The organism is Vibrio ulleungensis, assembly GCF_016900875.1.
Classification (GTDB): domain Bacteria; phylum Pseudomonadota; class Gammaproteobacteria; order Enterobacterales; family Vibrionaceae; genus Vibrio; species Vibrio ulleungensis.
The window spans coordinates 256,827-283,503 of record NZ_JAFEUM010000003.1 but is presented as its reverse complement, the minus strand read 5'-3'; the positions used below and the strand labels follow the sequence as shown (position 1 = coordinate 283,503).

26 protein-coding genes and 2 tRNA genes are annotated in these 26,677 nt (G+C 45.8%); 21 read left to right on the top strand and 7 right to left on the bottom strand.

Translation table 11 applies throughout. The features are described 5' to 3' along the window. Window positions 1–175: 175 nt before the first annotated feature. The 8 genes from rsxA to gloA are packed head-to-tail and all read left to right on the top strand — an operon-like array spanning window position 176 to window position 7,550. Window positions 176–757 (top strand): electron transport complex subunit RsxA, encoded by a 582-nt coding sequence (gene rsxA / locus JQC93_RS09875; protein WP_084885843.1) that lies wholly within the window; start codon window positions 176–178, stop codon window positions 755–757. Further along, window positions 757–1,374 (top strand): electron transport complex subunit RsxB, encoded by a 618-nt coding sequence (gene rsxB / locus JQC93_RS09870; protein WP_205158276.1) that lies wholly within the window; start codon window positions 757–759, stop codon window positions 1,372–1,374. Before rsxA ends, rsxB begins: the two co-directional genes overlap by 1 nt. A 6-nt stretch (window positions 1,375–1,380) precedes the next feature. After that, the gene (gene rsxC, locus JQC93_RS09865; protein ID WP_205158275.1) at window positions 1,381–4,077 is read left to right on the top strand and encodes an electron transport complex subunit RsxC; all 2,697 of its coding nucleotides are present in this window, start codon (window positions 1,381–1,383) and stop codon (window positions 4,075–4,077) included. Beyond that, window positions 4,077–5,123: an electron transport complex subunit RsxD gene (gene rsxD / locus JQC93_RS09860; RefSeq protein ID WP_205158274.1), complete on the top strand. Its 1,047-nt coding sequence runs from the start codon at window positions 4,077–4,079 to the stop codon at window positions 5,121–5,123. The genes rsxC and rsxD overlap by 1 nt, the downstream gene beginning before the upstream one ends. A gap of 5 nt (window positions 5,124–5,128) precedes the next feature. Further along, a complete protein-coding gene (rsxG, locus tag JQC93_RS09855; protein WP_205158273.1) occupies window positions 5,129–5,752 on the top strand; it encodes an electron transport complex subunit RsxG in 624 nt (207 codons plus the stop codon). A gap of 2 nt (window positions 5,753–5,754) precedes the next feature. Beyond that, the gene (locus JQC93_RS09850; protein ID WP_205158272.1) at window positions 5,755–6,447 is read left to right on the top strand and encodes an electron transport complex subunit E; all 693 of its coding nucleotides are present in this window, start codon (window positions 5,755–5,757) and stop codon (window positions 6,445–6,447) included. Window positions 6,448–6,481: 34 nt separating this feature from the next. Next, complete coding sequence (gene nth / locus JQC93_RS09845) at window positions 6,482–7,117, top strand: endonuclease III (RefSeq protein WP_205158271.1); 636 nt, start codon at window positions 6,482–6,484, stop codon at window positions 7,115–7,117. A 16-nt stretch (window positions 7,118–7,133) separates the two neighbouring features. Then, window positions 7,134–7,550, top strand: a complete 417-nt coding sequence (gloA, locus tag JQC93_RS09840) for a lactoylglutathione lyase (protein ID WP_205158270.1) — start codon at window positions 7,134–7,136, stop codon at window positions 7,548–7,550. A gap of 86 nt (window positions 7,551–7,636) precedes the next feature. Here gloA and motY read toward each other — a convergent pair whose 3' ends face one another. Continuing rightward, window positions 7,637–8,515: a flagellar protein MotY gene (motY, locus tag JQC93_RS09835; protein ID WP_205158269.1), complete on the bottom strand. Its 879-nt coding sequence runs from the start codon at window positions 8,513–8,515 to the stop codon at window positions 7,637–7,639. Window positions 8,516–8,765: 250 nt separating this feature from the next. Between motY and rnt the strand changes: the two genes are divergently transcribed. Together rnt and JQC93_RS09825 are read left to right on the top strand one after the other, a co-directional pair. Beyond that, window positions 8,766–9,419, top strand: coding sequence for a ribonuclease T (gene rnt / locus JQC93_RS09830; protein WP_205158268.1), 654 nt, complete (start codon window positions 8,766–8,768; stop codon window positions 9,417–9,419). Between the two features lie 69 nt (window positions 9,420–9,488). Continuing rightward, a complete protein-coding gene (locus JQC93_RS09825) occupies window positions 9,489–10,814 on the top strand; it encodes a Na+/H+ antiporter family protein (RefSeq protein WP_205158267.1) in 1,326 nt (441 codons plus the stop codon). A 79-nt stretch (window positions 10,815–10,893) separates the two neighbouring features. Here the strand turns inward: JQC93_RS09825 and JQC93_RS09820 are convergent, their stop codons facing one another. After that, window positions 10,894–11,508: a DsbA family protein gene (locus JQC93_RS09820; RefSeq protein WP_205158266.1), complete on the bottom strand. Its 615-nt coding sequence runs from the start codon at window positions 11,506–11,508 to the stop codon at window positions 10,894–10,896. Between the two features lie 98 nt (window positions 11,509–11,606). After that, on the bottom strand, window positions 11,607–11,933 hold the full coding sequence (locus JQC93_RS09815) for a Grx4 family monothiol glutaredoxin (protein ID WP_205158265.1): 327 nt from the start codon (window positions 11,931–11,933) through the stop codon (window positions 11,607–11,609). 261 nt (window positions 11,934–12,194) lie between these two features. Here JQC93_RS09815 and sodB point away from each other — a divergent pair, with 261 nt between their 5' ends. The 3 genes from sodB (at window position 12,195) to JQC93_RS09800 (ending at window position 14,243) form a co-directional block, all read left to right on the top strand. Beyond that, window positions 12,195–12,779: a superoxide dismutase [Fe] gene (sodB, locus tag JQC93_RS09810; protein WP_205158264.1), complete on the top strand. Its 585-nt coding sequence runs from the start codon at window positions 12,195–12,197 to the stop codon at window positions 12,777–12,779. Between the two features lie 111 nt (window positions 12,780–12,890). Beyond that, window positions 12,891–13,376, top strand: coding sequence for a VC2046/SO_2500 family protein (locus JQC93_RS09805; RefSeq protein ID WP_205158263.1), 486 nt, complete (start codon window positions 12,891–12,893; stop codon window positions 13,374–13,376). A gap of 192 nt (window positions 13,377–13,568) precedes the next feature. Then, window positions 13,569–14,243: an SDR family oxidoreductase gene (locus JQC93_RS09800; protein WP_205158262.1), complete on the top strand. Its 675-nt coding sequence runs from the start codon at window positions 13,569–13,571 to the stop codon at window positions 14,241–14,243. A 210-nt stretch (window positions 14,244–14,453) separates the two neighbouring features. On the opposite strand, the gene adhE is transcribed toward JQC93_RS09800, so the two are convergent. Next, window positions 14,454–17,123 carry a bifunctional acetaldehyde-CoA/alcohol dehydrogenase gene (gene adhE / locus JQC93_RS09795; protein ID WP_205158261.1) on the bottom strand — a complete coding sequence of 890 codons (2,670 nt, stop codon included), beginning with the start codon at window positions 17,121–17,123 and terminating at the stop codon, window positions 14,454–14,456. A 568-nt stretch (window positions 17,124–17,691) separates the two neighbouring features. Between adhE and JQC93_RS09790 the strand changes: the two genes are divergently transcribed. Together JQC93_RS09790 and JQC93_RS09785 are read left to right on the top strand one after the other, a co-directional pair. After that, window positions 17,692–18,339: a YchE family NAAT transporter gene (locus JQC93_RS09790; RefSeq protein WP_205158260.1), complete on the top strand. Its 648-nt coding sequence runs from the start codon at window positions 17,692–17,694 to the stop codon at window positions 18,337–18,339. 54 nt (window positions 18,340–18,393) lie between these two features. Further along, complete coding sequence (locus tag JQC93_RS09785; protein WP_205158259.1) at window positions 18,394–19,239, top strand: ion transporter; 846 nt, start codon at window positions 18,394–18,396, stop codon at window positions 19,237–19,239. Here the strand turns inward: JQC93_RS09785 and JQC93_RS09780 are convergent. The 3 genes from JQC93_RS09780 to yejK form a co-directional block, all read right to left on the bottom strand. Continuing rightward, window positions 19,236–19,760 (bottom strand): type II secretion system protein, encoded by a 525-nt coding sequence (locus tag JQC93_RS09780; RefSeq protein WP_205158258.1) that lies wholly within the window; start codon window positions 19,758–19,760, stop codon window positions 19,236–19,238. The genes JQC93_RS09785 and JQC93_RS09780 overlap by 4 nt on opposite strands. A gap of 171 nt (window positions 19,761–19,931) precedes the next feature. Continuing rightward, window positions 19,932–21,047 carry an aspartate-semialdehyde dehydrogenase gene (gene asd, locus JQC93_RS09775; RefSeq protein WP_205158257.1) on the bottom strand — a complete coding sequence of 372 codons (1,116 nt, stop codon included), beginning with the start codon at window positions 21,045–21,047 and terminating at the stop codon, window positions 19,932–19,934. A 309-nt stretch (window positions 21,048–21,356) separates the two neighbouring features. Beyond that, window positions 21,357–22,358: a nucleoid-associated protein YejK gene (gene yejK, locus JQC93_RS09770; RefSeq protein WP_205158256.1), complete on the bottom strand. Its 1,002-nt coding sequence runs from the start codon at window positions 22,356–22,358 to the stop codon at window positions 21,357–21,359. Window positions 22,359–22,440: 82 nt separating this feature from the next. Here yejK and JQC93_RS09765 point away from each other — a divergent pair, with 82 nt between their 5' ends. The 6 genes from JQC93_RS09765 (at window position 22,441) to JQC93_RS09740 (ending at window position 26,549) form a co-directional block, all read left to right on the top strand. Next, window positions 22,441–22,656, top strand: coding sequence for a DUF1414 domain-containing protein (locus JQC93_RS09765; protein ID WP_205158255.1), 216 nt, complete (start codon window positions 22,441–22,443; stop codon window positions 22,654–22,656). 23 nt (window positions 22,657–22,679) lie between these two features. Beyond that, window positions 22,680–24,467, top strand: coding sequence for a DUF3413 domain-containing protein (locus tag JQC93_RS09760; RefSeq protein WP_205158254.1), 1,788 nt, complete (start codon window positions 22,680–22,682; stop codon window positions 24,465–24,467). Window positions 24,468–24,857: 390 nt separating this feature from the next. Next, on the top strand, window positions 24,858–25,460 hold the full coding sequence (locus JQC93_RS09755; protein WP_205158253.1) for a DVUA0089 family protein: 603 nt from the start codon (window positions 24,858–24,860) through the stop codon (window positions 25,458–25,460). A 141-nt stretch (window positions 25,461–25,601) separates the two neighbouring features. Next, window positions 25,602–25,678, top strand: a tRNA-Pro gene (locus JQC93_RS09750). Between the two features lie 139 nt (window positions 25,679–25,817). Then, window positions 25,818–26,372, top strand: a complete 555-nt coding sequence (locus JQC93_RS20400; protein ID WP_205158252.1) for a pilus assembly FimT family protein — start codon at window positions 25,818–25,820, stop codon at window positions 26,370–26,372. Window positions 26,373–26,458: 86 nt separating this feature from the next. Then, a tRNA-Ser gene (locus JQC93_RS09740) sits at window positions 26,459–26,549 on the top strand. Window positions 26,550–26,677: the final 128 nt, after the last annotated feature.

The following is a 26,677-nucleotide window of genomic DNA, read 5'->3' as shown; positions in this document are numbered from 1 at the left end:
ACACAGTCGTATTGAAATACTCGAACATATCGAATTAATGTTCTTTGCCCGCCCCCTAAACTATTCCACTGACACATTTTCACTCAAGTAAAATGCCCTCACCCAGTTTGTTGTTGTTATTACTACACTAAATCAGGATAATAACGAGTTCTACGGAGTGAAATGACAAACCATTATGAGTGAATATCTGTTGTTGTTGATCGGCACTGTGCTCGTCAACAACTTCGTGTTGGTCAAATTTTTAGGCCTCTGCCCGTTTATGGGCGTTTCCAACAAGCTCGAAACTGCAATAGGTATGGGGCTTGCGACGACCTTCGTGCTTACGATTGCCTCTATTAGTGCCTATCTTGTTGAGAACTACATCCTTGCACCTTTGGGTATTCAATATTTGCGTACCATGAGCTTTATTTTGGTGATCGCTGTGGTTGTTCAATTTACTGAAATGGTAGTGCACAAGACCAGCCCAACGTTATATCGTTTGCTCGGGATTTTCCTGCCACTTATCACCACCAACTGTGCAGTGTTGGGTGTCGCGTTATTGAACGTGAATGAAAACCACAGTTTCATCGAATCGATCATTTATGGGTTTGGAGCTGCCGTGGGCTTCTCACTCGTGTTGATCCTATTTGCAAGTATGCGCGAACGTATCGCCGCCGCCGATGTGCCAATGCCATTTAAAGGTGCGTCCATCGCGATGATCACAGCAGGTCTGATGGCGCTCGCCTTTATGGGCTTTACTGGGTTGGTGAAAATATAATGACCACCATCATCATCGCCGTTATCGTTTTTGTTATTCTTGCCGCGCTATTTGGCGCACTGCTTGGCTTTGCCTCGATCAAATTTAAGGTCGACTCTGACCCCATCGTAGACGAAATTGACGCCATTTTGCCGCAAACACAGTGTGGGCAATGTGGTTATCCAGGATGCAGACCTTATGCAGAAGCTATTGCTAACGGGGACGAAATCAACAAGTGCCCCCCTGGCGGCCAAGCCACTATCGAAAAGCTCGCTGAGCTAATGGGGGTGGAGGCCGTAGAATCAGCACACGAGTTGGACGATACCAAGCGTGTCGCCTTTGTACATGAAGATATGTGCATCGGTTGTACCAAATGTATTCAGGCCTGTCCGGTCGACGCCATCGCTGGTGGCACGAAAGCACTTCATACTGTTATCGAGGATCTTTGTACTGGATGTGATTTATGTGTCGCTCCTTGTCCAACGGATTGCATTGAAATGATCCCTGTAAAAACCACGCCCGATACGTGGAAGTGGCAACTGGATGCGATTCCTATCGTCAATGTGGCGGATTCGCCAGACAATACAGAAAAAGACGTTAACGCTGACGATAAACCCGAATTAGAGAAAACGAGTTAAAACTCCATGAACAACACTTTATTACATGTGATTGAACAAGGTCGTCTATGGGACTTTCATGGAGGGGTGCACCCTACCCAAAACAAACAGCAATCGAATCAGTCGCCGATTGGTCGCTTAGCGGCCAGTGACCATGTGGTCATTCCAATTAAGCAGCACATTGGTAAAGCCGGTGAATTGCTCGTGTCTGTGGGTGACGACGTGCTAAAAGGGCAACCTTTAACCCGTTATACCAGCGGACTCATGTTGCCAGTACACGCGACTGTTTCTGGTACCGTTATTGCCATTGAACAAAGAACCATTGCCCACCCTTCTGGGTTGATGGATATGTGTGTGATCATCGAAAACGATCATCAAGAGCGATGGATCGAACGCGAACCCTGCCCTGACTACACCACACTCGACCAACAAGTCTTAATCGACAAGATCCGCAGTGCCGGTGTGTCGGGGCTTGGTGGTGCCGGTTTCCCAACTGCGCGAAAAATTGAATCCGCAATGGCCAAAACCAAGGTACTCATCATTAATGCTGCAGAGTGCGAGCCGTACATTACCGCAGACGATACCTTGATGCGCGAACATGCGAACGAAATTATCGGCGGAATTGACATTGTTACTCACTTGCTCAGCCCTGAACTGGTGATCATCGGTATCGAGGATAATAAGCCTGAGGCGATATCGGCACTGGAAAAAGCCGCCGTAGAAAGCGATTTAGTGATCCGAGTGATCCCTACGAAGTATCCGTCGGGTGGTGAAAAGCAGCTCATTGAAATTTTGACCGGCATGCAAGTGCCTTCAAAAGGGATACCTGCCGATATTGGTGTTGTCATGCATAATGTCGGCTCCATGTTTGCAATTCAACAAGCCGTAGTGAATGGTTCGCCATTAGTTGAGCGTGTCGTTACCGTTACAGGAAAGGCATTTCCCAAGCCTCAAAACTACTGGATCCCATTGGGTACATCCATTCGCACTGTGGTCGAAAAGCTGAACTATCAACCGGCGCCCAAGCAAAAATTGATTATGGGTGGCCCAATGATGGGGTTTGCGTTGCCGCATTTAGACATCCCAATCAGCAAGGCGACCAACTGCCTCTTAGGACCAACGGTCAAAGAGTTAGCGCAGCAAGAACAAGAGTTGGCCTGCATTCGTTGTGGCCAGTGTGCAGAAGTTTGCCCCGCGCGCCTACTGCCGCAAGAGCTACAATGGCATGCCAAAGACAGTAATTTGGACAAATGCGAAGAGCTTAATATCAACGATTGTATTGAGTGTGGCGCTTGTGCATTTGTATGTCCGAGTAATATCCCTCTTGTGCATTACTACCGTCAGGCGAAAAGCGAAATCCGTATCCAGCGTATTGAAGTCGAGTCGGCAGAGCGCGCCAAACAGCGATTTGAAGACCGCAAGCTTCGATTAGAGCGCGATAAACAAGAACGAGAAGAGAAACATCGAAAAGCCGCAGAGGCGCGTAAGCAAGCCGCAGCACAAAGTGGCGGTGATGACGCCATTGCCGCGGCCATTGCTCGAGTAAAGGGTAAGCAAGACGCTGCAACGACAACAGAAAAGAAACCCGCAGTTGCAGCAGCAATAGCCCGTGCTAAGGCCAAACAAGCGGAAGCACAAGCTCAAAACTCTGATCGCCCAGACAACAGCGAAATGATGAAGTTGCGCGAAGAGCGTAAGCAGCAAGCTCGCCAAAAACGAGCCGATAAGGCGACAACTGGCGGCAATGATGGTGACAACAATTCATCAAGCTCTAGCAATGACGCTGTTGCGGCTGCCGTTGCGCGGGCAAAAGCGCGTAAAGCTGCGCAAAAAGATGGCGAAGCCACTGCGGACAACAGTACAACTAAGGCAGCGAATCCTGCGGTTGCTGCTGCCGTCGCTCGAGCGAAAGCTCGCAAAGCAGCGCAATCGGACACGAACCAACAAGTTGCTGAGAGTGATAAAGTCGCAGCAGCGACAGACACAGCCAACAAACCCGATAAAAAAGATGCGGTTGCGGCAGCAGTCGCGCGAGCGAAAACTCGTAAAGCAGCGCAAACGGACGCGAGCCAACAAGTGGCTGAGAGTGACAAGGACTTAGCAGCGTCAGACTCCGCCAACAAGGCCGATAAGAAAGACGCAGTCGCTGCGGCAGTTGCGCGAGCGAAAGCTCGTAAAGCAGCGCAAGCTGACGCGAGCCAACAAGTGGCTGAGAGTGATAAAGACTTAGCAGCGTCAGACTCCGCCAACAAAGCCGATAAGAAAGACGCAGTCGCTGCAGCCGTTGCGCGTGCGAAAGCTCGTAAAGCCGCGCAAGCGGACGCGAACCAACAAGTGACTGAGAGTGATAAAGACTTAGCAGCGTCAAACTCCGCCAACAAAGACGATAAGAAAGACGAAGTCGCTGCAGCCGTTGCTCGTGCGAAAGCTCGCAAAGCAGCTCAATCGGACGCGAACCAACAAGTGACTGAGAGTGATAAAGGCTTAGCACCGTCAGACTCCGCCAACAAAGCCGATAAAAAAGATGCGGTCGCGGCAGCCGTTGCTCGTGCGAAAGCTCGAAAAGCAGCGCAAGCGGACGCTAATCCACAAGTGACCGACAGCCAAATAGACACCGCATCAAAAGACTCGGACAACGAAACCAACAAGCAAGCAGCCGTAGCAGCGGCCGTTGCTAGAGCGAAGGCCCGTAAACTCGCAAAACAGCAAAAGGATGAAAGCTAATGGCTTTTTTTGTAACTAGCTCACCCCATATTGCGAAGCATCGCTCGACCACTCAAATGATGTTGTGGGTTATGTTGGCTGCGATTCCAGGACTGCTGGCGCAACTGTACTTTTTCGGTTGGGGCACAGCAATACAGCTTATTTGGGCACTTTTGTTAGTGGTCGCCTTCGAATCACTGGTGATGGTATTGCGAAAACGTTCGCCGGTCACCGCATTACGTGATGGCTCCGCCTTACTAACTGGCTGGCTGCTGGCCGTGGCAATCCCTCCTCTCGCCCCATGGTGGATACTGGTTATCGGCCTGTTCTTCGCTATTGTAATCGCCAAACATTTATATGGTGGGCTGGGCAACAACCTGTTTAACCCAGCAATGGTGGGCTACGTTGTCTTGCTCATATCATTCCCGCTGCAAATGACCAGTTGGTTAACACCCACCTCAATCATGCCTGTCGACTATTCCTTTTCGGATGCATTCCAGTTGATCTTTAGCGGGTTTGATGGAAATGGCTTTTCTTTGCAGCAGTTAAGAACCGGTGTTGACGGAGTCAGTATGGCTACCCCACTCGACACCTTTAAAACGGATTTGGCCAATCAGATGCTGTCCCAAGAGATTAAAGCGTCACCAATTTTTGGATCGCTCGCTGGGCTTGGTTGGGAATGGATCAACCTGCTGTATCTTGCCGGAGGTTTATTACTCATCCAGCAAAAAGTGATTCAGTGGTACATACCTGTCGCGATGCTAGTCAGCCTTTTTGTTTTTAGCACCATCGGCATGATAGCCAATCCAGACGCTAGTGTAAGCCCATTAATGCACCTACTTTCTGGCGCAACTATGCTTGGGGCGTTCTTTATTGCCACCGATCCCGTGTCGGCCGCCACTACAGTACGAGGCCGGATTGTCTTTGGGGCCTTTGTTGGCGCAATGGTTTACATTATACGCACTTGGGGTGGGTATCCAGACGGGGTTGCGTTTGCCGTACTATTGGCAAACATGTGTGTACCGCTTATCGACTATTACACCAGACCAAAAACTTACGGGCATTAATCATTATGTTTCAAGCAATTAAGAAAAATGGTGCCACGCTTGCTGTATTTGCATTTGCCTCAACTGGATTAGTTGCCGTCACGCATCACCTCACTGCCGATCGCATCGCGGAACAAGAAAAGAAACAGCTTCAACGAACTCTAGACCAAGTAATTGATCCTCAGCTGTACGACAATCCGCTCTACAGCAGCTGTGTCCTGCTCAGCGACCCAAGGCTTGGCAGTGAAACGCTACCAGCCTACATAGCCACTAAACAGGATGAACCTGTTGCCATGGCGGTAGAATCGGTCGCACCAAACGGCTATAACGGCAAAATCACGCTGATCACTGGGATCAACATGCAAGGTGAAATCCTCGGGACTCGCGTGTTGTCACACCAAGAAACCCCAGGATTAGGCGATAAAATTGATACTCGAGTATCGGATTGGATCCTAAGCTTTAACGGTAAGCGATTGACCGACGACAATCACGTCCAATGGCAAGTCAGAAAAGACGGCGGTGAGTTCGATCAATTTACCGGTGCAACCATCACGCCGCGAGCGGTTGTTCAAGCCGTTAAAAATACGCTAGCCTATGTACAAGAAAACCAGTTGGCCATCATTAATCAAGCGCCAAGCTGTGGAGAGTAAACATGACTGAAAATAAGGCACTGTTTGTCAACGGCATGTGGAAGAACAACCCTGTATTGGTTCAGCTTTTGGGACTGTGCCCATTACTGGCGGTTTCCTCGTCAGTGGCCAACGCATTGGGTCTAGGCCTTGCGACAATGTTTGTATTGGTTGGCTCGAATGTCGTGGTCTCGTTGGTTCGTCATTACGTTCCAAAAGATGTTCGACTGCCTGTTTTTATGATGGTCATCTCTGCGTTGGTGACTTGCGTTCAAATTCTAATGAACGCCTTCACATACGAACTGTATCAGTCACTGGGCATTTTTATCCCACTTATTGTGACCAACTGCATCATCATTGGACGTGCGGAAGCCTACGCTGCAAAAAACCCGGTGTTACCTTCTGCCATTGACGGTTTTTGGATGAGTATGGGCATGACCAGCGTGCTTGTGGTGCTGGGCGGTATTCGAGAAGTACTGGGTAATGGTACTCTGTTTGATGGCGCGGATCGTTTGCTGGGCGAATGGGCGAGCGTATTGCGCATTGAGTTATTCAGTGTCGACAGCAACTTCCTACTCGCGTTACTGCCACCAGGAGCCTTTATTGCTGTTGGGTTTATTATCGCCTTCAAGAACTGGACCGATCATCGTGCAAGCTTGCGTCAGCCAAAACAGCAAAAGCCAGAAATCACGCGGGCACGTGTCACCAACGCCTAGTCATTCACCACTACTACACCGTGCGTAAAGGATTATGAACAAAGATAAGCGACGCTTGATCTTAGAGCGACTAAGAGAAAACAACCCAAAGCCACAAACAGAGCTGAACTGGTCATCGCCCTTCGAGCTGCTGATTGCGGTATTGTTGTCTGCTCAGGCAACCGATGTCAGTGTCAATAAAGCCACCGACAAGCTCTACCCTATTGCCAATACTCCACAAGGTATTTTTGATTTGGGTGTTGATGGACTCAAAGAGTTTATAAAAACCATTGGGCTGTTTAATTCCAAGGCCGAAAACACCATCAAAACTTGCCGTATACTGCTGGACAAACATAACGGTGAAGTCCCTGAAGACAGAGCCGCGCTAGAGGCCCTGCCCGGTGTTGGTCGAAAAACCGCTAACGTTGTTCTGAACACCGCTTTTGGTTGGCCAACGATTGCGGTCGACACTCACATTTATCGTGTGTCAAATCGAACCAAGCTGGCCATGGGTAAAACCGTTGATGATGTTGAGCAAAAGCTGCTTAAAGTGGTTCCTAAGGAGTTTAAGCTCGATGTGCATCATTGGTTGATACTCCATGGTCGCTACACCTGCGTAGCAAGAAAACCTCGTTGTGGAAGTTGCCTCATCGAAGATTTGTGTGAATTTAAAGAAAAAACTGACGTTTAATCCTAAGGACAAAGTTATGACTACACCTCGAGTTTTGCATACCATGTTGAGAGTGGGCGATCTTGACCGCTCCATTCGTTTTTACACCGACGTTATGGGTATGACGCTGCTTCGACAAAACGAAAACAGTGAATACGAATACACGCTTGCGTTTGTCGGCTTTGGTGACGAAAGCCAAGGCGCTGTTATTGAGCTCACCTACAACTGGGGGACAACTCAGTACGATTTGGGTGATGCCTACGGCCATATCGCCATTGGTTACGACGATATCTACGCGACATGCGACGCGATTAAAGCGGCCGGTGGTAATGTGACTCGCGAGCCTGGTCCCGTTAAAGGTGGCAGCACGCATATTGCTTTTGTTACTGACCCAGACGGCTACAAAATTGAGTTGATTCAAAACAAAAGTGCGTCTGCAGGCTTAGACGGCTAACCACAATACCGTTACCAAAAAGGCGATCCCTGTTGTCAGCGATCGCCTTTTTAATTATAAACAGTTAGCAATCGTTAATTGACTCTCTACACGTTGCTTCTACCTAAAGAGATCACTACTCGGCGGTTCTTGTCCTTGCCTATCGGTGACGCATTATCTGCGATAGGTCTACGTTCACCATAGCCTTGCACTTCTATTCGGTTTTCATCTAACCCAATCGATTTAAAATAGTTTTGCAATACTTGTGCTCGGCGCTCTGTTAGGTTTTGGTTTTCGTCCTTTTCGCCACTGCTGTCGCTATAAGTGGCAACCAGCACTAAATCAACATCCTTATTATACCGAATGTACTCTGCAATTTGTGAAAGGCGTCTCTCTGATGCTTTATTAAGTGAGTCGCTGTTACGGTTGTAGTGAAGTATCGTAAAGGCGATATCTTCAAAGGTGTATGGCAGTAAATTACTCACGCACATACTAAATGCTTCATAGGGCAACTTAAAGCGAACTGGAGACAACCCAACTTGAATGCTCTGGCTTTGCGCGTGCCAATCTCTGAAGGTAAACGTTGGCACACGGCCGACACCGAGCTCCGACATCATGCTCCACGCTGTTTGTCCGCCAACATAGCCATCAAACTGTTGATAGAACTTAAGTTGCTCCATCGTCATAGCGCGCACACCCGGCTGCCATTGCGGCGGCATCGAGATCAGTGACACATTCTCGGTACTGCCCATTGGGCGGTGCATCTTGAGCTCAAAATCGAGGTTAATTTTTTTACTGGCGTGAGAAGAAAATTCAGCTTGTCCAAATCCTGGTATAGGATGCACTAAGCGGCACTCCAATGGCGAATTAGCGACCATCATCCATTCTGAGCGCTCTGGTTTTGCGATAAACTGTGCATGCGTAGCATAGGCAAATTGCGTGTTGCCTAATGCTGCAATCACTGCGGCCAGTATCCTTGTCTTCATTTATGTACCTTCATTCGACGGCAAGCAATTGCCCTCTGATCACTTCTCAATTATTTTATCGACCAACTGATGCTAAACTTGTGCAGTTTTTCATCAAATTGCAGGTTTTCACTTTAATCCTGCGGTTTGTCTGTATTTACTAAGCAATTATCTCGCCAACGTTTAATATTCTTTAAAAACAGTACGAATGTGTTTTTTCATCTGCCACTTTCTGCAATAATGCGCCAGTTCTTCATCAATTAGAGTTCACATGAGTTCAGAAAACGAAGCGTTGACGCTAAAAAGCCGATTTAGAGGCTATTTTCCGGTAGTTATCGATGTAGAAACTGCAGGATTTAATGCCCAAGGTGATGCACTGCTCGAAATTTGTGCGGTCACTTTAGCCATGGACGACAACGGCGATTTGCATCCGGCTTCGACTATTCATTTTCATGTTGAACCTTTTGAAGGCGCCAATATCGAACAAGAAGCGCTTGATTTTAATGGTATTAAAGACCCTTTTAGCCCCCTACGAGGTGCCGTTTCTGAAGAAGAAGCATTAAAGGAAATCTATAAGCTGGTTCGTAAAGAGCAAAAAGCCGCCAATTGCAGTCGTGCAATTATGGTGGCGCATAATGCGACTTTTGACCTGAGCTTTGTAAATGCTGCTAATCAACGCTGTAAGCTCAAACGCGTACCGTTCCACCCGTTTGCCACGTTCGATACTGCGGCTCTAAGTGGTCTTGCATTTGGTCAAACTGTACTAGCAAAAGCGTGTCGAACTGCAGGTATGGATTTTGACAACAAAGAAGCCCACTCTGCGTTGTACGATACACTCAAAACCGCTGAGCTGTTTTGCATTATTGTCAACAAATGGAAAGCCTTAGGCGGATGGCCCTTGCAAGAACAAAAAAACGAGTCTTAACAGCGCTAAGCTGATTAACTCAAAATATCGTTCGCTTGCGAACTACAACACAACAAAGAAATTACCATTATGAATCCTGTCGTCATATCCGTTTGTGTGATGCTATTACTCGCTATTATGCGTGTAAACGTTGTCGTCGCACTTACCTTTAGCGCCCTTGTGGGTGGTCTTATCGCAGGCATGGGCCTCACCGATACTGTTTCAGCCTTTGAAAGCGGTTTAGGTGGAGGGGCAACCATTGCCCTCAGCTATGCCATGCTTGGTGCATTTGCGGTTGCTATTTCGCGCTCTGGCATCACCGATCTACTTGCGCAATCTGTCATCAAAAAAATCCATGGTGAAGAGCACAATGGTGCCACAATGGGTCTCAAGTACACCGTGTTGGTTGCTTTAATTCTGGTGACCATGTCGTCGCAGAATGTTATTCCTGTGCATATCGCCTTTATTCCCATTTTAGTTCCACCTCTACTGGCTGTATTTGCGAAGTTACGCCTTGACCGCCGTGCGGTTGCTTGTGTTCTTACCTTTGGTTTGGTCACACCGTACATGTTGCTGCCTATCGGCTTTGGTGGCATCTTCCTCAATGACATCCTTCTTGCCAATCTTACCGCCAATGGTCTAGAAGGCGTCACTGCAAGCCAAGTTCCGATGGCAATGCTGCTTCCTGGGTTAGGCATGTTAACTGGCTTACTCACAGCGATTTTTGTTACTTATCGTAAACCTCGTGATTACGCACCCACAGAGCTGACTGAAGTTGACACCGATCCTAAGCACATCAATAAGAAGAACATCATAGTTGCAGTGGTAGGCATCGCGGCAACACTCTCTGTACAGTTATCTACAGGCTCAATGATCATTGGTGCGCTGGCCGGCTTTATGGTGTTCACCTTTGGTGGCGTGATCAAATGGAATGAAACAAGCGACGTGTTCCAAAAAGGCGTCCATATGATGGCCATGATTGGTTTCATTATGATCGCTGCCGCAGGGTTTGCAGCGGTAATGAAACAAACTGGCGGCGTCGAAGACCTAGTACAAACTATCTCTTCAACCATTGGTGACAATAAACCTATGGCAGCCTTACTGATGCTGATTGTGGGACTGCTCGTCACAATGGGAATTGGCTCATCATTTTCAACGATTCCGATTATCGCAACCATCTATGTCCCACTCGCGTTGGCATTTGGATTTAGCCCAATGGCGACGATCGCTCTAGTGGGAACTGCAGCGGCTCTTGGGGATGCTGGTTCTCCCGCGTCTGATTCAACACTGGGTCCAACGTCTGGATTGAACGCAGATGGTCAACATGAACACATTTGGGAAACGGTTGTACCGACATTTGTACACTACAACATTCCATTGATCATTTTTGGTTGGATAGCAGCAATGGTTCTGTAGTCGCCAACAAGCTAAAAAAGAAATAATAAAGCCGGTGTTTATCTATGATAGACACCGGCTTTTTGGTTCAGCGTTTTGATTAAAGCTCGTGACTCAGTCTAACTAAATCATTAAGCGTTACCTGTTCGTCTGTATACGAAAACGCAACAGGGTGCACCTGCATATTGTCATCTCGCACCAGTAAAGTGGGATAGCTATTCGCTCCAATTTGGCGGCAATACTGTCTTTGCGCGGCAAACTCTTGGTCAACGCCGTCGCTCACTAAGTCTGCATGGAATTGGCTAACATTAAGATCGAGTTCCTCGGCAAGTATGAGGTGAGTCTTTTGCGTATGAGGCTCCATCGCACGCAAATAGTAAGCGTGCTGTATGGCCTCAATCATTTCCAAATATTTGCCCTGTTTTCCTGCCGCGATAACCGCTCGACAGGCGCTGTATGTTGTCCGTACCGGCTGGCATTGAGTCCAAAAATCATAATTAAACTGGGTGCCTAGCTGTTGTTCAATGCGTACCCAAATGTTTTTAAGATTCTGCTGCATTTCGAGTGGCATGGGTTGATCGTTATCTGGTGCCAATCCCCCCATCAATACCACTAACTTCACTTCATCTGGCAGTTGTTTTACTAAGCGGTCGAAAGTAGGTTTATACCCCCAACACCAACTGCACATAGGATCGTGTACATAAAGTAATTCCATGGATAGCTTCCCTTTACTTACAAACAAACAGATTCAACACACCTACAATGCTTAGACCAAAAAAAAGAGTGCTATGCACTCTTCAGTTGTGTGTTTTGTTACTCGCCGCTTTTGGCTGCCGCGTCTTTAATCAACGGTTGTAACTCACCTTTTTGGAACATTTCCAAAATGATGTCGCAGCCGCCAATCAGTTCGCCATCAACCCAAAGTTGAGGAAAAGTCGGCCATTGAGCGTATTTTGGTAGCTCAGCGCGGATATCCGGGTTTTGTAGAATATCTACGTAAGCAAATTTCTCACCACAAGACATTAAGGCTTGAGACGCCTGAGAAGAGAAGCCACAGCTTGGAAGCTTAGGTGAACCTTTCATGTAGAGAAGAATATTGTTTTCAGCAATCTGCTGCTTGATTTTATCGATGGTTTCCATAGTGATCATCCATTTACGTCTTAGATCTCGATATTCTACGCATTCTGCACAGAATAAAAAGCACAATGTTATTAAGGCTATACCATTTTGTTCTAAACCAGTTGTTTTAATTTTAGTCAATTTGTAAAAAATTTCTTAATAGCTCTTTTAATAAAGTAAAAGGTTGCTAAAATAAAGCGCACTATGACCCAAGGTCGTAACAATAAGAACATACACTGGACGCATCGTGGGCGCTGCCCACTCTAATGGAGAAATACTATCATGGCATTTGAACTACCAGCCCTGCCTTACGCAAAAGACGCGCTAGAACCACACATCTCTGCAGAGACTTTGGACTTCCACCACGGTAAGCACCACAACACTTACGTTGTTAAGCTTAACGGTCTTATCCCAGGTACTGAATTCGAAGGCAAAACTCTAGAAGAAATCATCAAAACCTCTTCTGCCGGTGTGTTTAACAACGCTGCACAAATCTGGAACCACACGTTTTACTGGCACTGTCTTGCTCCAAACGCAGGTGGCGCTCCAACAGGTGCTGTTGCTGAGGCAATCAACGCTTCATTTGGTTCTTTCGACGAGTTTAAAGCGAAGTTCACTGATTCAGCGATCAACAACTTTGGTTCTTCTTGGACTTGGCTTGTTAAAAAAGCGGATGGCACACTAGACATCGTTAACACGTCTAATGCAGCAACTCCTCTTACTGACGAAGGCATCACTCCGCTTCTAACTGTGGACTTGTGGGAACACGCTTACTACATCGACTACCGTAACGTTCGTCCAGACTACATGAATGGATTCTGGGCGTTGGTTAACTGGGACTTTGTTGCTCAAAATCTAGCGAAGTAACATAAGCAATTAGCCAAAGTTAACTCTCTGAAAACCCGCTAAATTAGCGGGTTTTTTTATTAAAGATATTCGCACATTTGTCGATACATGAGATAACCAAGGAGCGTTATCGTGTCGACCCCAATAATTGATACCACAGCATCAATTCAAGAATTGCAGTTAAACCCTGCGATTTCGCGCGCGGTCAATACTCAGTCCTCGGCCGACTTTGGCATGCTCATCGCAATGCTCAGTAATGAGTTTGCACTGCCTAAAGATGCTATAGACCTTACCCCTTCTGACAGTATTTCAAACATCAAGATCGCGCCGCAAGCGGCTCCGATTGCCGATGAACAAGCAAAACAGAACGCAGTAGAGATTTCAAAACAGTTCCACAATGGTGGATTGCAAAGTGCCAAACTCCAGCAAGCTTTAACGCCAGATGCGTTAACTTATCCTACCGAACACCATCAAGGTTTAGCTGAAGATGTTTACCACAATCTTGGTTATCATCATCGTCAATCCCTTGTTCAACCAACCAACGTCACCGAGTTAGAGCCTCTGATTAATACACTCACAACCAATTTACGCGAATCTCAACTCGCGCATTGTGCATAACTTTCTAACTCTATGTAATAAATACCCATTTTTTCACTGTGGGATTGCATAAATTTTGCACAATTTGTGTGATACAGAGCCAAAAACAGTTCAGCCATCAGTTTATTCACAGCGTTTTATGATCTTTTTCACACGTTGATAACGTAAAGTTGTCCACTATTAGATCACACCACATTGTGAGGAGCGCTTGTCATGCAGATTGCTAATTCAGTTATCTTGATCAATTCCGCCGGGACACTACTTGGCCAAAAATTGGCAGTTCACTTCTCACAGCAACGCGCCACCATCGTCTTGGTTGATGATGATGCTGTAAGTTTACGGAACACCCGCCATCTCATCCAAAATAGCGACGCTACCGTTGTCAGCTTTGTCATTCCCAATTACGCCCAACACTCTATCGATACGCTTTTTCAACAAGTAGAGCTAACTCTAGGACGTGGGGTCGACATTTTGGTCAACAACCTGCAATCAGCGACATTGCCCGAGCTCACTAGTGAGCAACCGGTAGAAGAGTTCACACAAAGCTTCACCGACTTTTCTTCCAAGTTATACGGGTTTGGACATGCGACAGCTCGTCAAATGCAAAAAAACAACACCCACGGCGTGATAGTCAATGTGATCAGCAACGACAATGCTGCACAACACAAACTCAGCGACACCTCGGTGATCGTTAACAGCGTGACCAAAACTTGGGCCGAAGAGTTAGACCCTTACCACATTCGCGTTGGCAGTGTCGTACCGGGCTCGTCTTATTCTTCGCGGGATAACAATGTGATCAGTTTGGCGGAAGTTAGGCACGAACTGATCCGCAATACCGAATATGTTGTGGCTAATGATTATTTCAGTGGCCGAGTTGTCTCAAGCTAAAGAGATAAAATTAGAGGACATAATACCAGCCAAAGCAATTACCTGATCATTCTTGCTCGTTAATGACTTCGATTAGTAAAAGCATCCTATCCGGAAAAGCTCCCTATTAAAGGCTACTCTATGATAGGTTTGGCACAACAAAAAAGCCCCGCACTTGGCGGGGCTTTTACTATTAGTTACGTGCTAGCGAAACTAATTATCTAAGACAGATTACTTCTTCTTAGCAGGCTTCTCTTCAGTTTTCTTGATAACTGTAGTGCCTTCGTAAGTTTCACCTTCTACAAACGCTTTACCGTGGTAAGCGCAGATTAGAACTTCTTTAAGCTCAGTGATTAGAGGGTAACGTGGGTTTGCACCAGTACATTGGTCATCAAACGCTTCTACCGCTAACTCATCAACTTTCGCCATGAAGTCTGCTTCTGATACGCCAGCGTCTTTAATAGACATTGGGATATCTAGGTTCACTTTTAGTTCATCCAACCATGCTAGTAGACGTTCAATCTTCTGAGCAGTACGGTCGCCAGCTTGGCTTAGGCCTAGGTGATCTGCAACTTCAGCGTAACGACGACGTGCTTGTGGACGGTCGTATTGTGAGAATGCAGTTTGCTTAGTTGGGTTGTCGTTTGCGTTGAAACGAACAACGTTAGAAATAAGCAATGCGTTAGCAAGACCGTGTGGGATATGGAATTCCGCACCGATTTTGTGAGCCATTGAGTGACACACACCTAGGAATGCGTTAGCGAACGCGATACCAGCGATAGTTGCAGCGTTGTGTACTTTCTCACGAGCGATTGGGTCGTTTGCACCGTTCGCGTAGCTTGAAGGTAGGTACTCTTTAAGCATCTTAAGTGCTTGAAGCGCTTGACCGTCTGAGTACTCGTTAGCAAGAACAGATACGTAAGCTTCTAGTGCGTGAGTTACGGCATCGTAACCACCAAACGCTGTTAGAGACTTAGGCATGTTCATTACAAGGTTCGCATCTACGATAGCCATTTGAGGCGTTAGTTCGTAATCCGCTAGTGGGTACTTAGCACCAGTCTTGTCGTCAGTTACAACGGCAAATGGAGTTACTTCAGAACCTGTACCAGAAGTAGTAGTGATACATACTAGCTCAGCTTTCTCGCCCATTTTAGGGAACTTGTAGATACGCTTACGGATGTCCATGAATCGCATTGCGAGTTCTTCGAAGTGCGTTTCTGGGTGCTCGTACATAACCCACATGATCTTAGCAGCATCCATTGGAGAACCGCCACCTAGAGCTAGGATAACGTCAGGCTGGAAGCTCTTCATTGCTTCTGCACCTTTCTCAACAACAGATAGTGTTGGATCTGCTTCTACGTCGAAGAATACTTGAACTTCGATGCCTTGAGCTTTAAGTAGTTGTACTACGTCATCTGCGTAACCGTTGTTGAATAGGAAACGGTCAGTTACTAGGAATGCGCGTTTCTTACCTTCTAGATCGCTCAGTGCGATTGGAAGGCTACCACGACGGAAGTAGATAGACTTAGGTAGTTTGTGCCACAACATGTTTTCAGCTCGCTTCGCTACAGTTTTCTTGTTGATAAGGTGCTTAGGACCTACGTTCTCTGAGATAGAGTTACCACCCCAAGAACCACAACCCAATGTTAGTGATGGTGCAACGTTAAAGTTGTACAGGTCACCGATACCACCGTGAGTGGTTGGGATGTTGATAAGAATACGTGCAGTCTTCATCTTGTCACCGAAGTAACGGATGCGGTCAGCGTTAGTGTCTTGGTTAGTGTAAAGACCAGATGTGTGGCCGATACCACCGATCTCAACCATAGTTACCGCTTGTGCAACTGCGTCTTCGAAGTTGTCCGCGCGGAATAGACCTAGAGTTGGAGACAGTTTCTCGTGTGCGAATTCGTCATCGTAAGACACCTTAGCAAGACCTTCACCTACAAGAACTTTAGTATCTGCAGGAACTTTAACACCGGCTAGTTCAGCGATTGCTGGAGCTGGCTGACCAACGATTTTCGCGTTTAGCGCACCGTCGATAAGCAGTACTTTACGTACTTTGTTCGCTTCTGCTTTGCTTAGTACGTAAGCTTTGTGAGTAGCGAAACGCTCTTTTACTTCGTCGTATACTTCGTCAACAACGATTGCTGCTTGCTCAGAAGCACATACAACGCCGTTATCGAATGTTTTAGACATAAGAATAGATGCTACTGCACGCTTAACGTCAGCCGTTTCGTCGATAACAACAGGAACGTTACCCGCGCCAACACCGATAGCTGGTTTACCTGAAGAGTAAGCCGCTTTAACCATGCCTGGACCACCAGTTGCAAGGATAAGTGCAATACCATCATGCTTCATTAGGCCGTTAGAAAGCTCAACTGAAGGTTGGTCAATCCAACCGATGATGTCTTTTGGTGCGCCCGCTGCAACTGCTGCATCAAGAACAAGCTTTGCTGCGTCGTTAGTTGAGTTTTTAGCACGTGGGTGTGGCGAGAAGATGATACCGTTACGAGTTTTAAGTGAGATTAGAGACTTAAAGATAGCGGTTGATGTTGGGTTAGTTGTTGGAACGATACCACAGATGATCCCTACTGGTTCTGCGATAGTCATCGTGCCTAGGTTGTCGTCTTCTTCTAGAACACCACAAGTTTTTTCGTCTTTGTACTTGTTGTAGATGAATTCTGAAGCGAAGTGGTTTTTGATAACCTTGTCTTCTACGATACCCATGCCAGATTCTGCTACCGCTTGTTGCGCTAGTGGAATACGTGCTTGGTTAGCGGCTAGTGAAGCAGCGCGGAAGATAGCGTCAACTTTCTCTTGTGAGAAGGTAGCAAACTCTTCTTGTGCAGCTTGAACGCGTGCTACTAGAGCATCCAGTTCAGCCATATTTGATACAGGCATAAAAAATCTCCTAAAGATAAATGTAAAAACTATTTATTAAATTCGTGATCGTTTCAAACCATCGAGCTTAGTAAATCGCTTTCAGAACTGAGTATATTCTTTCATAATATTTTGTAGATTGATGCAGATCAGTTTCGAAAAATTAATTTGGTAATTTCCCTACAAATCACCAAAAACCATCATAAAAACAATAAATTACAAACTCAATTTTAATGCGACTTTTTTAACCAACTAACTCTTTATGGGTAACTTTACATCAAAAGCGTAAAAAAACTACAGACTGCGATGATTTGTTACACAGATGCTGTAGCTTACTCCACAACAGTATAACGCCATTCGCGTGCTTCACAAGCGCGAAAATAGTCTCTTTTCTTTGTTACCTAAACTCACAAAACTTCACATTATCGGATTCGGTAAACAGGTGTGCAACATTTCTCGTTGATGTCTATCATTACATTAGTTTTTCTCAGGCAAATGACCCGATTTTGGCAATTAATTTCATTCGATTAGCGAGCCTAAATCTCGTACATTACGCGAAATTTTTCCACCTTTAATAGTGCGCATCGCCATGACAGCCTTCAGTCAATTTGATATCACCATTTATTTGCAGTTTTTGGTCGGCTTATTTGCCATTGTGAACCCAGTCGGCATCATGCCGGTGTTTGTGTCGTTAACCAGCCACCTTACAGAGTCTGAACGCATCAAGACCGCTGCAACTGCCAACATCGCAGTGGCCGTGATCCTGATTGTATCGTTGCTTATGGGTCAGTGGCTGTTGGACATGTTCAGCATCTCTCTCGATTCGTTTCGAATAGCGGGTGGCATGCTGCTGTTAAGTATCGCATTTGCCATGATGAACGGTAAACTTGGCGATCATAAGCAAAACCAGCAGGAAAAGTCAGAGAACGCCAGCCGAGAACAAGTTGGTGTTGTGCCACTAGCAATGCCATTAATGGCCGGACCCGGTGCAATCAGCTCAACAATAGTACTAGGTACAGAGCATTCAGGCTTTTTGGATATCCTTGCCATCTCAGCCACTATTGTTGTGTTTTCTTTATTTGCTTGGGCACTCTTTCGCTCTGCACCTTATATAGTACGTTTGCTAGGGCAGACTGGGATCAATGTGATCACTCGTATCATGGGTCTTATTTTGGGAGCACTCGGTATCGAGTTTATTGTTCATGGGGTTAGAGGTGCACTACCAGGTCTAGCTTAAGTGAACTATTCGGTCTATGCTATTGAAATTAGTATATTAACCGTATGAATAGTTGTGAAAACTAACACCACTAAGCACTGGCTGTACGTCACCATATTTGGCACCCACACCAAAGCTGGCCGCATTTTCGATATTTCGTTAATTGTGGCCATCATTACATCGTTAGTTGTACTGGTGCTCGGCACTATAGAGCCCTATGCCAGCCGCTATCAAACAGAGCTTGCGCTGATTGAGTATCTGTTTACGGCGCTATTTACTATTGAATACTTGCTGCGGTTATACTGTTCGCCCAAGCCCGCTGCATACGCTAAAAGCTTTTATGGCGTTGTTGATCTTCTGGCCATTTTACCCACATACCTACAGCTCATCGTACCTAACGCCCATTTTGCGGTGATCATTCGCTTACTGCGCGTCATGCGAATCTTCCGCGTGCTTAAGCTAGTCCAGTACCTCAAAGACTCCAACATGTTAATGCGTTCGCTGTTTATGGCGCGTAGAAAGATCCTGATCTTTTTTTCGATGGTGGCAATACTGGTTACCATCTTTGGTGCCACCCTTTATGTTATTGAAGGGCCGGACAATGGTTTTACCAGCATCCCGATGAGTATCTATTGGGCTATCGTGACCATCACAACCGTCGGGTACGGTGATATCTACCCTGTCACCGCTCTTGGCAAAGCAGTTGCGGCTTTAGTGATGTTGTTAGGTTATTCCATTTTGGCGGTACCCACTGGGATCATTACCGCTGAGATGAATCAAGAAATGTCAGCCCACCGAACGTTGGTCAAGTGCCCCAATTGCGCCAAAACTGGACACGAGAATGACGCCCTACATTGCAAACACTGTGGCAGTGAGCTTGCGACACCTTCAGAGCGAGTTGTAAACCCAGACGAGGACTAACACCCGTCGGTAATCGTCTCAACAGTAAAGCCTTCTCCTTGTGCAATAGGTGCGTCATACCTTACGTAGCAGTTTGAGGCTATTATGCTTTCTCGTGTATAGGGCCCCTCACCTAACCAAGTCGTTTGTGTAACAACCCAAAAGTGTGGACCACTGAATTCTGAAGGGTTGCTGGCTCCCCATGTCCAATCTAAGCCATCTTCATTGTGGTAAGAGGACTCTATTTGTAAAAAGTGCTCCATTCCTTCACGACTCACTCTTGGGTAACCAAATTGAACTAATCCTCTAGTATCAGCATCAATTGCAATTTCATATTGTTCCGCGTTTTCTTGGCCATCGATTGCAGTTTTATCATAGGCCAGATGCGCTGCATCATTCATCGCCCCTGCAACACCTTGTAAGTCGGCAATTTTTGCATCCGTTTGTAAATTCAAAAAACGAGGTGCAACAGTGATGGCGAGGATCCCCAAAATCACTACGACAACAATCAATTCAATTAACGTAAACCCACGATTTTTCATAAATACTCCAGCCATTGGTCCATGGTGAAATGGTAATTAATTGAGTCTATGTCGAGTTAGGGGATTGTCAATTTCCCGTAGCCAGAGTGCTGTTTCAGAGTTTTCCTACAAAAAATCCCTTTTGGCTTTCACCAAAAGGGATTGTTAGACACGCTAGAGTTTTTATTGAGCTTAGCCTTTGGCCGCCAAGATGATTCTCAGTGTTCTGCGTAGAGGCTCTGCCGCACCCCACAACAATTGGTCACCCACAGTAAAGGCATTAAGGAAGTCATCACCCATCGACATCTTACGCAAACGACCAACTGGCACAGACAATGTACCGGTCACTTTAGTTGGAGACAGCTCTGAAGCGGTAATGTCTCTGTCATTCGGGATCACTTTTACCCAATCATTATGCGTGGCAATGATCTCTTCCACTTCGTCCATTGGCACATTTTGCTTTAGCTTGATCGTGAGCGCTTGAGAGTGACAACGCATCGCGCCGATACGTACACACGTACCATCGATAGGCACAGGAAAGTCTTGCAGGCCCAAAATCTTGTTGGTTTCAACCGTCGCTTTCCACTCTTCTTTGCTCTGCCCGTTTTCACGCTTAACATCAATCCAAGGGATCAACGAACCCGCTAAAGGCACGCCAAATTGATCGGTTGGGAACGCGTCACTGCGCATGGTTTGCGCGACTTTGCGGTCAATATCTAAAATCGAAGAAGCAGGATCAGCAAGCTCGTCACTTACAGAATCACGAATCACACCCATTTGAGAGATAAGCTCGCGCATGTTCTTAGCCCCAGCGCCTGAAGCCGCTTGATAGGTCATTGCGCTCATCCACTCAACCAAGCCTTTTTCGTACAGTCCACCAACAGCCATCAGCATTAGGCTTACTGTGCAGTTGCCACCAACGTAAGTGTTAACGCCGCTGCCAATACCTTGTTCAATTTGGGCAAGGTTCACTGGATCGAGAGTAATAATAGAAGAAGGATCCATGCGTAAGGTAGAAGCTGCGTCTATCCAGTAGCCTTTCCACCCTGCTTGTCGCAGTGCAGGAAACACTTTTTCGGTGTAGCTTCCACCCTGACAAGTAATAATGGCATCCAGCTGCTTTAAGCTGTCAATATCAAACGCATCTTGCAGTACACCCGCATCTTTACCTAGGTTTGGCGCAGGGATACCCACTTGTGAGGTGCTGTAAAATACAGGTTCAATCAGGTCAAAGTCTTTTTCTTCAACCATACGCTGCATCAATACTGAGCCAACCATTCCGCGCCAGCCAACCAATCCTACTCTCATGCTACTCTCCGTGAAAATCAATCTTATCTATAAACATGAATAATCAATTGTGGCGGAGAAAACAAGCCTTTTTTGAGCTTAGATCTGTTTTTTTGTGCAAACACAGCAAAAATCACAGCAAGCAACATCGAAATAGACGCATGGAAGTCGGTATAAAGCAGCAAGAATGTAGGATAACACGCTGAATATACTTATCATTTAGTCATGCTCTATCAACAAAAAAGTCACCGTTCACTAGCAAAACAAATTAACATTAAGCTAACAAAAAGTGACTTAGTCTAGAAAATATTAGTCAATCAGGAAATCAAACTAACTTTTTCTTGTTAACTGGTCTTTAAGGTTGGGAGGTGTTCCTTTAATAGTCAAGGTGTCTGTTTGTGGATCGTAGTGGACGCGCTCACCCAGCAACAAACTATCAAAGCTAATGTTTAACCCACCACCCGCACCTACATACTTAGTGAGTTTACGTACTGCGGTGCGATCACCTGGAAAGCTCTCTTCTAGGTCGTAGCCTTGCTCTTGGGTAAAGTCGGCAAAACTGGTTCCATCCGAACTGGCCGGCAGCTCAAAAGAAAGCTCTTTAACTTCGATCTCTTCACCCGCTTTAATTTGCTCTCCACAGTAATCGGCAACTTGCTTACGGTAAGCAATTGCTTCTTCTTTTTCGAGCTTTTCATCGGCTACAAAATCTTCTACTGCTTGCATTAGTACTTGGTTTTGCATTTTTGGATCAAGCCCGGCTTCGGCTTGCAAAAAATCCATAAAGAAATCGGCAACTTTACGGCCTACTCGACCTTTTACATAGGTTAGGTAACGATTGGACGAAGGGTCCATTTCGTAGGTCGACAAATCGATACGCGCTGCGATATCCATTTTTGTTATGTCGAGGTAATCCGTCGCACTAATGCTCAATCCTTCCGTCACTTTAAGGCTGCTATTAGTTGGCAACAAGCCAATAAATAAATAGTTGGTTGCCAAAGACTGGTATTGCGCGAGAATAAAGGTACCCGCATCTGCAAACGGGTATTTGGCGAGCTCTTTTTTGAGTCGCTCGGCACTTTGCTGGGAAAACGTATAAAAATCGAGCGCCTGAGACGAAAGTTCACCAAGCCATTGCTTAAATTCGCTTTCTTCTGCAAAGGTACCGAACGCTTTGCCGCCTTTGGCATTGAAAACGCGATGAAGTTCCGCAACTAAATGTTCCGTTGACGAATCAGTGGGTAACGTCTCAGAACGGTACTCTACCTGTAGTTCGTCCTGCTCGTTTTTTGTGAGTTGGTGTAAAATGACGTTAGAAAGATTAAGGCTCATAATGGTTTTGACTATATGTAGTTTCAGTTGTGACCGAGAGTAGGGTATCATAAGCCGTTTTTCCGTTAAATTCAGATAAATTATGCCTATAACTTCGAAGTACAGTGACAAAGAGATTGAAACCATTCTTACAGAAATGACTGATGTCTTAAAAAAGCACAATGTAAAAACTGACATGGCGATCATGCTGATCGGTAACATGGCGACTAATGTGCTAAACCACAATGTGCCTGCGTCTCAACGTAAAATGATCGCACAATCTTTTGCTGATGCACTTCTTGCATCGGTTAACGATTAGTCTAGAAAAAGAAGACAGAGCTCATGGTAGAAAGCGGAAACAGTTATGGCGATCGTGTATCAAAACTGGTGAACTGGGGTCACTGGTTTGCCTTTTTTAATATCGTGGCTGCGATGCTCATTGGTACAAGCTACATCACCGGCTCAGCTTGGCCTGACACTCTGCTAGGACAGACTTATTTAGTCTTATCCTGGATAGGCCATTTTGGCTTTTTAGTCTTTGCTCTCTACATATTGCTGCTCTTCCCACTTACCTTCATAGTACCGTCTCGCAAACTGTTCCGATTTTTGTCCGCAATTATCGCAACCGGTGGGCTGACGGTATTATTATTAGATGTTGAAGCCTATCAGTCTTTGCATTTGCACCTTAATCCTATTGTTTGGGAAGTTCTTCTAACCAACGATAAGAGCAACCTCGATAGCGAATGGCAATCGCTGTTTATAGCAGTTCCACTGATATTTATGTTTCAACTGCTTATATCAGAATGGATCTGGCGAAAACAACGTAAGCTCTCCCATAAACGCATTGGACGCCCTATAGGCGCCTTATTCTTTGTATGTTTTATTGCCAGTCACTGTGTGTATATTTGGGCAGATGCGGTATTTTATCAGCCGATCGTTAGCCAACGCGCCAACTTCCCACTTTCTTATCCGATGACAGCAAAGTCATTTTTAGAGAAACAGGGCTGGTTTGATCGTGGAGAGTACTTAAAGAAAGTAGAGCGTGGCGAAGCCCTGCAAACCACTCTTAACTACCCTCTGGCCACCATTGAAAACGCGAAACGAAGCAATGATTACAATGTGCTCATTGTTCAGGTCGATTCATTACGAGCAGACGCAGTAACAGAAATGGTCATGCCAAATCTGCAACAATTTTCGCGTCAATCACAGCAATTTAATAACCATTACGCCTCCAGTAATGACCGCTACTCCGACGTTGGTTTGGTTTACGGCATACCAGCGAGTTATAGCCTCAATCTTGAGCATCAGCGCATTAAACCGCTGCTTGTTGAGCAGTTTGAAAAGTACAACTATCAACTTGGTTTTTTCACATCCTACAATGGCGACAATGATGTCATCAGCACTGAGGTGTTTGGAGCTGGCGAAGTGTTCCGAACCGACACAGACCAAAAAATAGCAGAGATGTTTCGTCAATGGCAAAGCGATAACAATGAGGCTCCGTGGGCAGCATTGATACAACTGGCCGATCTCGCCAATTTTGAACAATTGGTTGAAGAAAACTCAGAAGCCACACCAACAGAAAGCTTAAAAGCAGCCTACCAAACGGCGTCCACAACCTTAGACAATAGTTTAGGGTTGATTATTCAACATCTTGAAGATGCTGACATGCTCGAAAATACTGTGGTTGTGATCACTGCAAACCACGGGTGGGAGTTTAATGAAACACGCACCAACAGTTGGGGCACCAATAGTAACTACAGTCAGTATCAGTTACAGGTCCCGCTCATTTTGCATTGGCCAAATATTATTGCTCAAGAAATTAACTACCCTACGTCTCACTACGACATTTCGGTAACCCTATTGCAGGACCTGTTTAGTGTTACCAATAATCCTCTTGACTACAGCAGTGGGCAAAACCTATTCAGTACTAAAAAACGTACCCACTTGCTTGCTGGTGATACACGAGATATTGCTATCGTGACGCCTTCTACCACTATTGTTTTGGACCGATTTGGCAATTATAAACTGTATGACAGTAATTACCGTCGTCAACAAGAGGCTAAGCCTAAGCTATCGCTTATTTTAAAAGGGCTTGGAGAAACTAAACGTTTTTACCAAACGGACGAGTAGTTTTTAGATAAGTCGTGAGGCTTTAGTTAATAATTTATAGGATAAGACACGCGCAGCGGTAAACTTGTCGATTAATTTTACACTTATAGACTACTCATTTAGAGCTACAACAGAGTGAATATGCACTTTAAAGCATATTAGAGTCCTCTACTATTAGTACGGCAGCCCATATGTTATATGGGCTGCCGTTTTTTCATTGTATATTCAACTTGTTACCTTTGTAGTGCTCATTCCATATTCCAGGTGTCAGTTTTTTTTACACTCCTTGTCGCCTCACACGAAAGTTGAATATAAATGCATAAAATTCAACACCTTACAATGTGGCACGCCTTTTGCCGTTGTGCGTATGGCGACAACCGCCTATATGGACATAAAGATTAAGGTAAAATAATGAAACAAATGCTGAACACAGTCATTCTTACGCTAACACTTGGCATGACCAGTGCTGCACAAGCAGTATTGATCAATTTTGAGGGCAATATTGAATTCCACAATGATGTGATTTACACCTACTTCACATTGGATAATGATGCGACAAATGTACGCATGTGGACGGATTCATTTAAAGACGGTGAAAACTTTGACCCTATTACCGCGTTATGGAAAGACAGTGGCGAGTTGGTTGATGAGAATGATGACAACGACGAAATCGATACCGCCACCCAGACAGAATTCGATTCCGGGTTAGTCTTTGGTAACCTGTCCGCTGGGGACTACGTTTTTACCATAGCCACTTATAACAACTTTGCAGGCGGCACGATGATTTCCGATGGTTTTTCGTTTGATAACGAAACCGCTATTCCTTTAGCTGTTTGGAACCAACCAGCTAACGGTGTCGACATGGGTACCTATTGGAGCGTATGGTTTGATGGTGTCAGCTCTGCTCGCTCAGACTCGCCTTCCGTTGCCGTATCAGAGCCTTCAGCCATCGCTCTAATGAGTTTTGGCCTATTTGGATTGTTGGCTAGCAGACGCAAATCGTCGAAACGATAACAGCAACTGCTAATCAAATTGTTGGGGATTTTAACTTCCGTGAGTGCAGCTCACACAATTGGCAAACAAGCCGTTCGAAACTTGCGCATTCAGATTGTAAGCTATTGACGCACCGAGATTCGATCGTTAATTTATAGCTATCGGACTGTAGCGCAGCTTGGTAGCGCACTGTCATGGGGTGTCAGGGGTCGCTGGTTCAAATCCAGTCAGTCCGACCATTATCCCTTAAAAGAGAGCTTCGGCTCTCTTTTTTCGTTTTTAGGCTCAATTTCCCATAGATAACAATTTACGATCCATTGACTCTTCGTATACTCTAAAACCAGAATAAGCCTTTATCGGTCGTACATAGGAGTTGACATGAGACCTCGCGGTTTTACGCTTATTGAATTAGTTATCGTCATCGTCATTTTGGGCGTATTAGCGGTGACCGCTGCTCCACGCTTTCTAGACTTACAAAAAGACGCTCGAATTAGCGCCGTGAATGGTTTATCAGCAGCAATCAACGATGCCGCGATGTTGAGTTACTCTAAAGCGGTTATTGCAGGCGCAGAAAACAGCCCAAGGGTCGTAGCGCCTACTGATAGCAACGCCGATACCTACCCATCTATTGAGACTAACCTTGGTTACCTAGAGCTCAAATATGGCTATCCCGAATCTTACGCTGAGAATGGACTGGGTATTCTTGATTTAGTCGACCTGGGCAACGACGACTTTAGTGACAGTGACTGGGATGTGTGTTTCAGCAGCACGTTATCAAACTGTAATTCAAGTAATAGCAGCAACGTACGAGTAGGATTTGGTATTGCAGATACCCCGACTAAACGCTGCTATGTGCACTACATAGAGCCTGGTGGCACCAACAACCCATCGGAAACGAATTTTTACTTAGAACACGCCACCGACGAGTGTTAATCCACTGACTTTGCTCACAAAGCGAGCAAACAAACCATCAAAGGGTTTACAACAGATTTAAGGCTTTATATTATAGCGACCGCAACGGAGAGATGGCTGAGTGGTCGAAAGCACCGGTCTTGAAAACCGGCAACCGTTAATAGCGGTTCTAGGGTTCAAATCCCTATCTCTCCGCCACATCTAAGGCCCTGATTATTATCAGGGCCTTTTTCATATATGTCACTTTATAGCTGGCACCTGACATTGTCTCTGTATTTTCAACTGCGAACGGTACTTGCGCATACTCGCCTTATAAATTCTAGTAC

Excerpts from the sequence above, each read along its gene's own strand:
- JQC93_RS09850 (WP_205158272.1), top strand. The coding sequence starts at position 5,755 with ATGACTGAAAATAAGGCACTGTTTGTCAACGGCATGTGGAAGAACAAC.
- yejK (WP_205158256.1), bottom strand. The coding sequence starts at position 22,358 with ATGAGCCTTAATCTTTCTAACGTCATTTTACACCAACTCACAAAAAAC.
- asd (WP_205158257.1), bottom strand. The coding sequence starts at position 21,047 with ATGAGAGTAGGATTGGTTGGCTGGCGCGGAATGGTTGGCTCAGTATTG.
- JQC93_RS09765 (WP_205158255.1), top strand. The coding sequence starts at position 22,441 with ATGCCTATAACTTCGAAGTACAGTGACAAAGAGATTGAAACCATTCTT.
- nth (WP_205158271.1), top strand. The coding sequence starts at position 6,482 with ATGAACAAAGATAAGCGACGCTTGATCTTAGAGCGACTAAGAGAAAAC.
- JQC93_RS09820 (WP_205158266.1), bottom strand. The coding sequence starts at position 11,508 with ATGGAATTACTTTATGTACACGATCCTATGTGCAGTTGGTGTTGGGGG.
- JQC93_RS09755 (WP_205158253.1), top strand. The coding sequence starts at position 24,858 with ATGAAACAAATGCTGAACACAGTCATTCTTACGCTAACACTTGGCATG.
- JQC93_RS09800 (WP_205158262.1), top strand. The coding sequence starts at position 13,569 with ATGCAGATTGCTAATTCAGTTATCTTGATCAATTCCGCCGGGACACTA.
- JQC93_RS09760 (WP_205158254.1), top strand. The coding sequence starts at position 22,680 with ATGGTAGAAAGCGGAAACAGTTATGGCGATCGTGTATCAAAACTGGTG.
- rsxG (WP_205158273.1), top strand. The coding sequence starts at position 5,129 with ATGTTTCAAGCAATTAAGAAAAATGGTGCCACGCTTGCTGTATTTGCA.
- rsxC (WP_205158275.1), top strand. The coding sequence starts at position 1,381 with ATGAACAACACTTTATTACATGTGATTGAACAAGGTCGTCTATGGGAC.
- JQC93_RS09815 (WP_205158265.1), bottom strand. The coding sequence starts at position 11,933 with ATGGAAACCATCGATAAAATCAAGCAGCAGATTGCTGAAAACAATATT.
- rnt (WP_205158268.1), top strand. The coding sequence starts at position 8,766 with ATGAGTTCAGAAAACGAAGCGTTGACGCTAAAAAGCCGATTTAGAGGC.
- rsxD (WP_205158274.1), top strand. The coding sequence starts at position 4,077 with ATGGCTTTTTTTGTAACTAGCTCACCCCATATTGCGAAGCATCGCTCG.
- rsxB (WP_205158276.1), top strand. The coding sequence starts at position 757 with ATGACCACCATCATCATCGCCGTTATCGTTTTTGTTATTCTTGCCGCG.
- sodB (WP_205158264.1), top strand. The coding sequence starts at position 12,195 with ATGGCATTTGAACTACCAGCCCTGCCTTACGCAAAAGACGCGCTAGAA.
- JQC93_RS09790 (WP_205158260.1), top strand. The coding sequence starts at position 17,692 with ATGACAGCCTTCAGTCAATTTGATATCACCATTTATTTGCAGTTTTTG.
- adhE (WP_205158261.1), bottom strand. The coding sequence starts at position 17,123 with ATGCCTGTATCAAATATGGCTGAACTGGATGCTCTAGTAGCACGCGTT.
- JQC93_RS20400 (WP_205158252.1), top strand. The coding sequence starts at position 25,818 with ATGAGACCTCGCGGTTTTACGCTTATTGAATTAGTTATCGTCATCGTC.
- JQC93_RS09825 (WP_205158267.1), top strand. The coding sequence starts at position 9,489 with ATGAATCCTGTCGTCATATCCGTTTGTGTGATGCTATTACTCGCTATT.
- rsxA (WP_084885843.1), top strand. The coding sequence starts at position 176 with ATGAGTGAATATCTGTTGTTGTTGATCGGCACTGTGCTCGTCAACAAC.
- gloA (WP_205158270.1), top strand. The coding sequence starts at position 7,134 with ATGACTACACCTCGAGTTTTGCATACCATGTTGAGAGTGGGCGATCTT.
- JQC93_RS09780 (WP_205158258.1), bottom strand. The coding sequence starts at position 19,760 with ATGAAAAATCGTGGGTTTACGTTAATTGAATTGATTGTTGTCGTAGTG.
- motY (WP_205158269.1), bottom strand. The coding sequence starts at position 8,515 with ATGAAGACAAGGATACTGGCCGCAGTGATTGCAGCATTAGGCAACACG.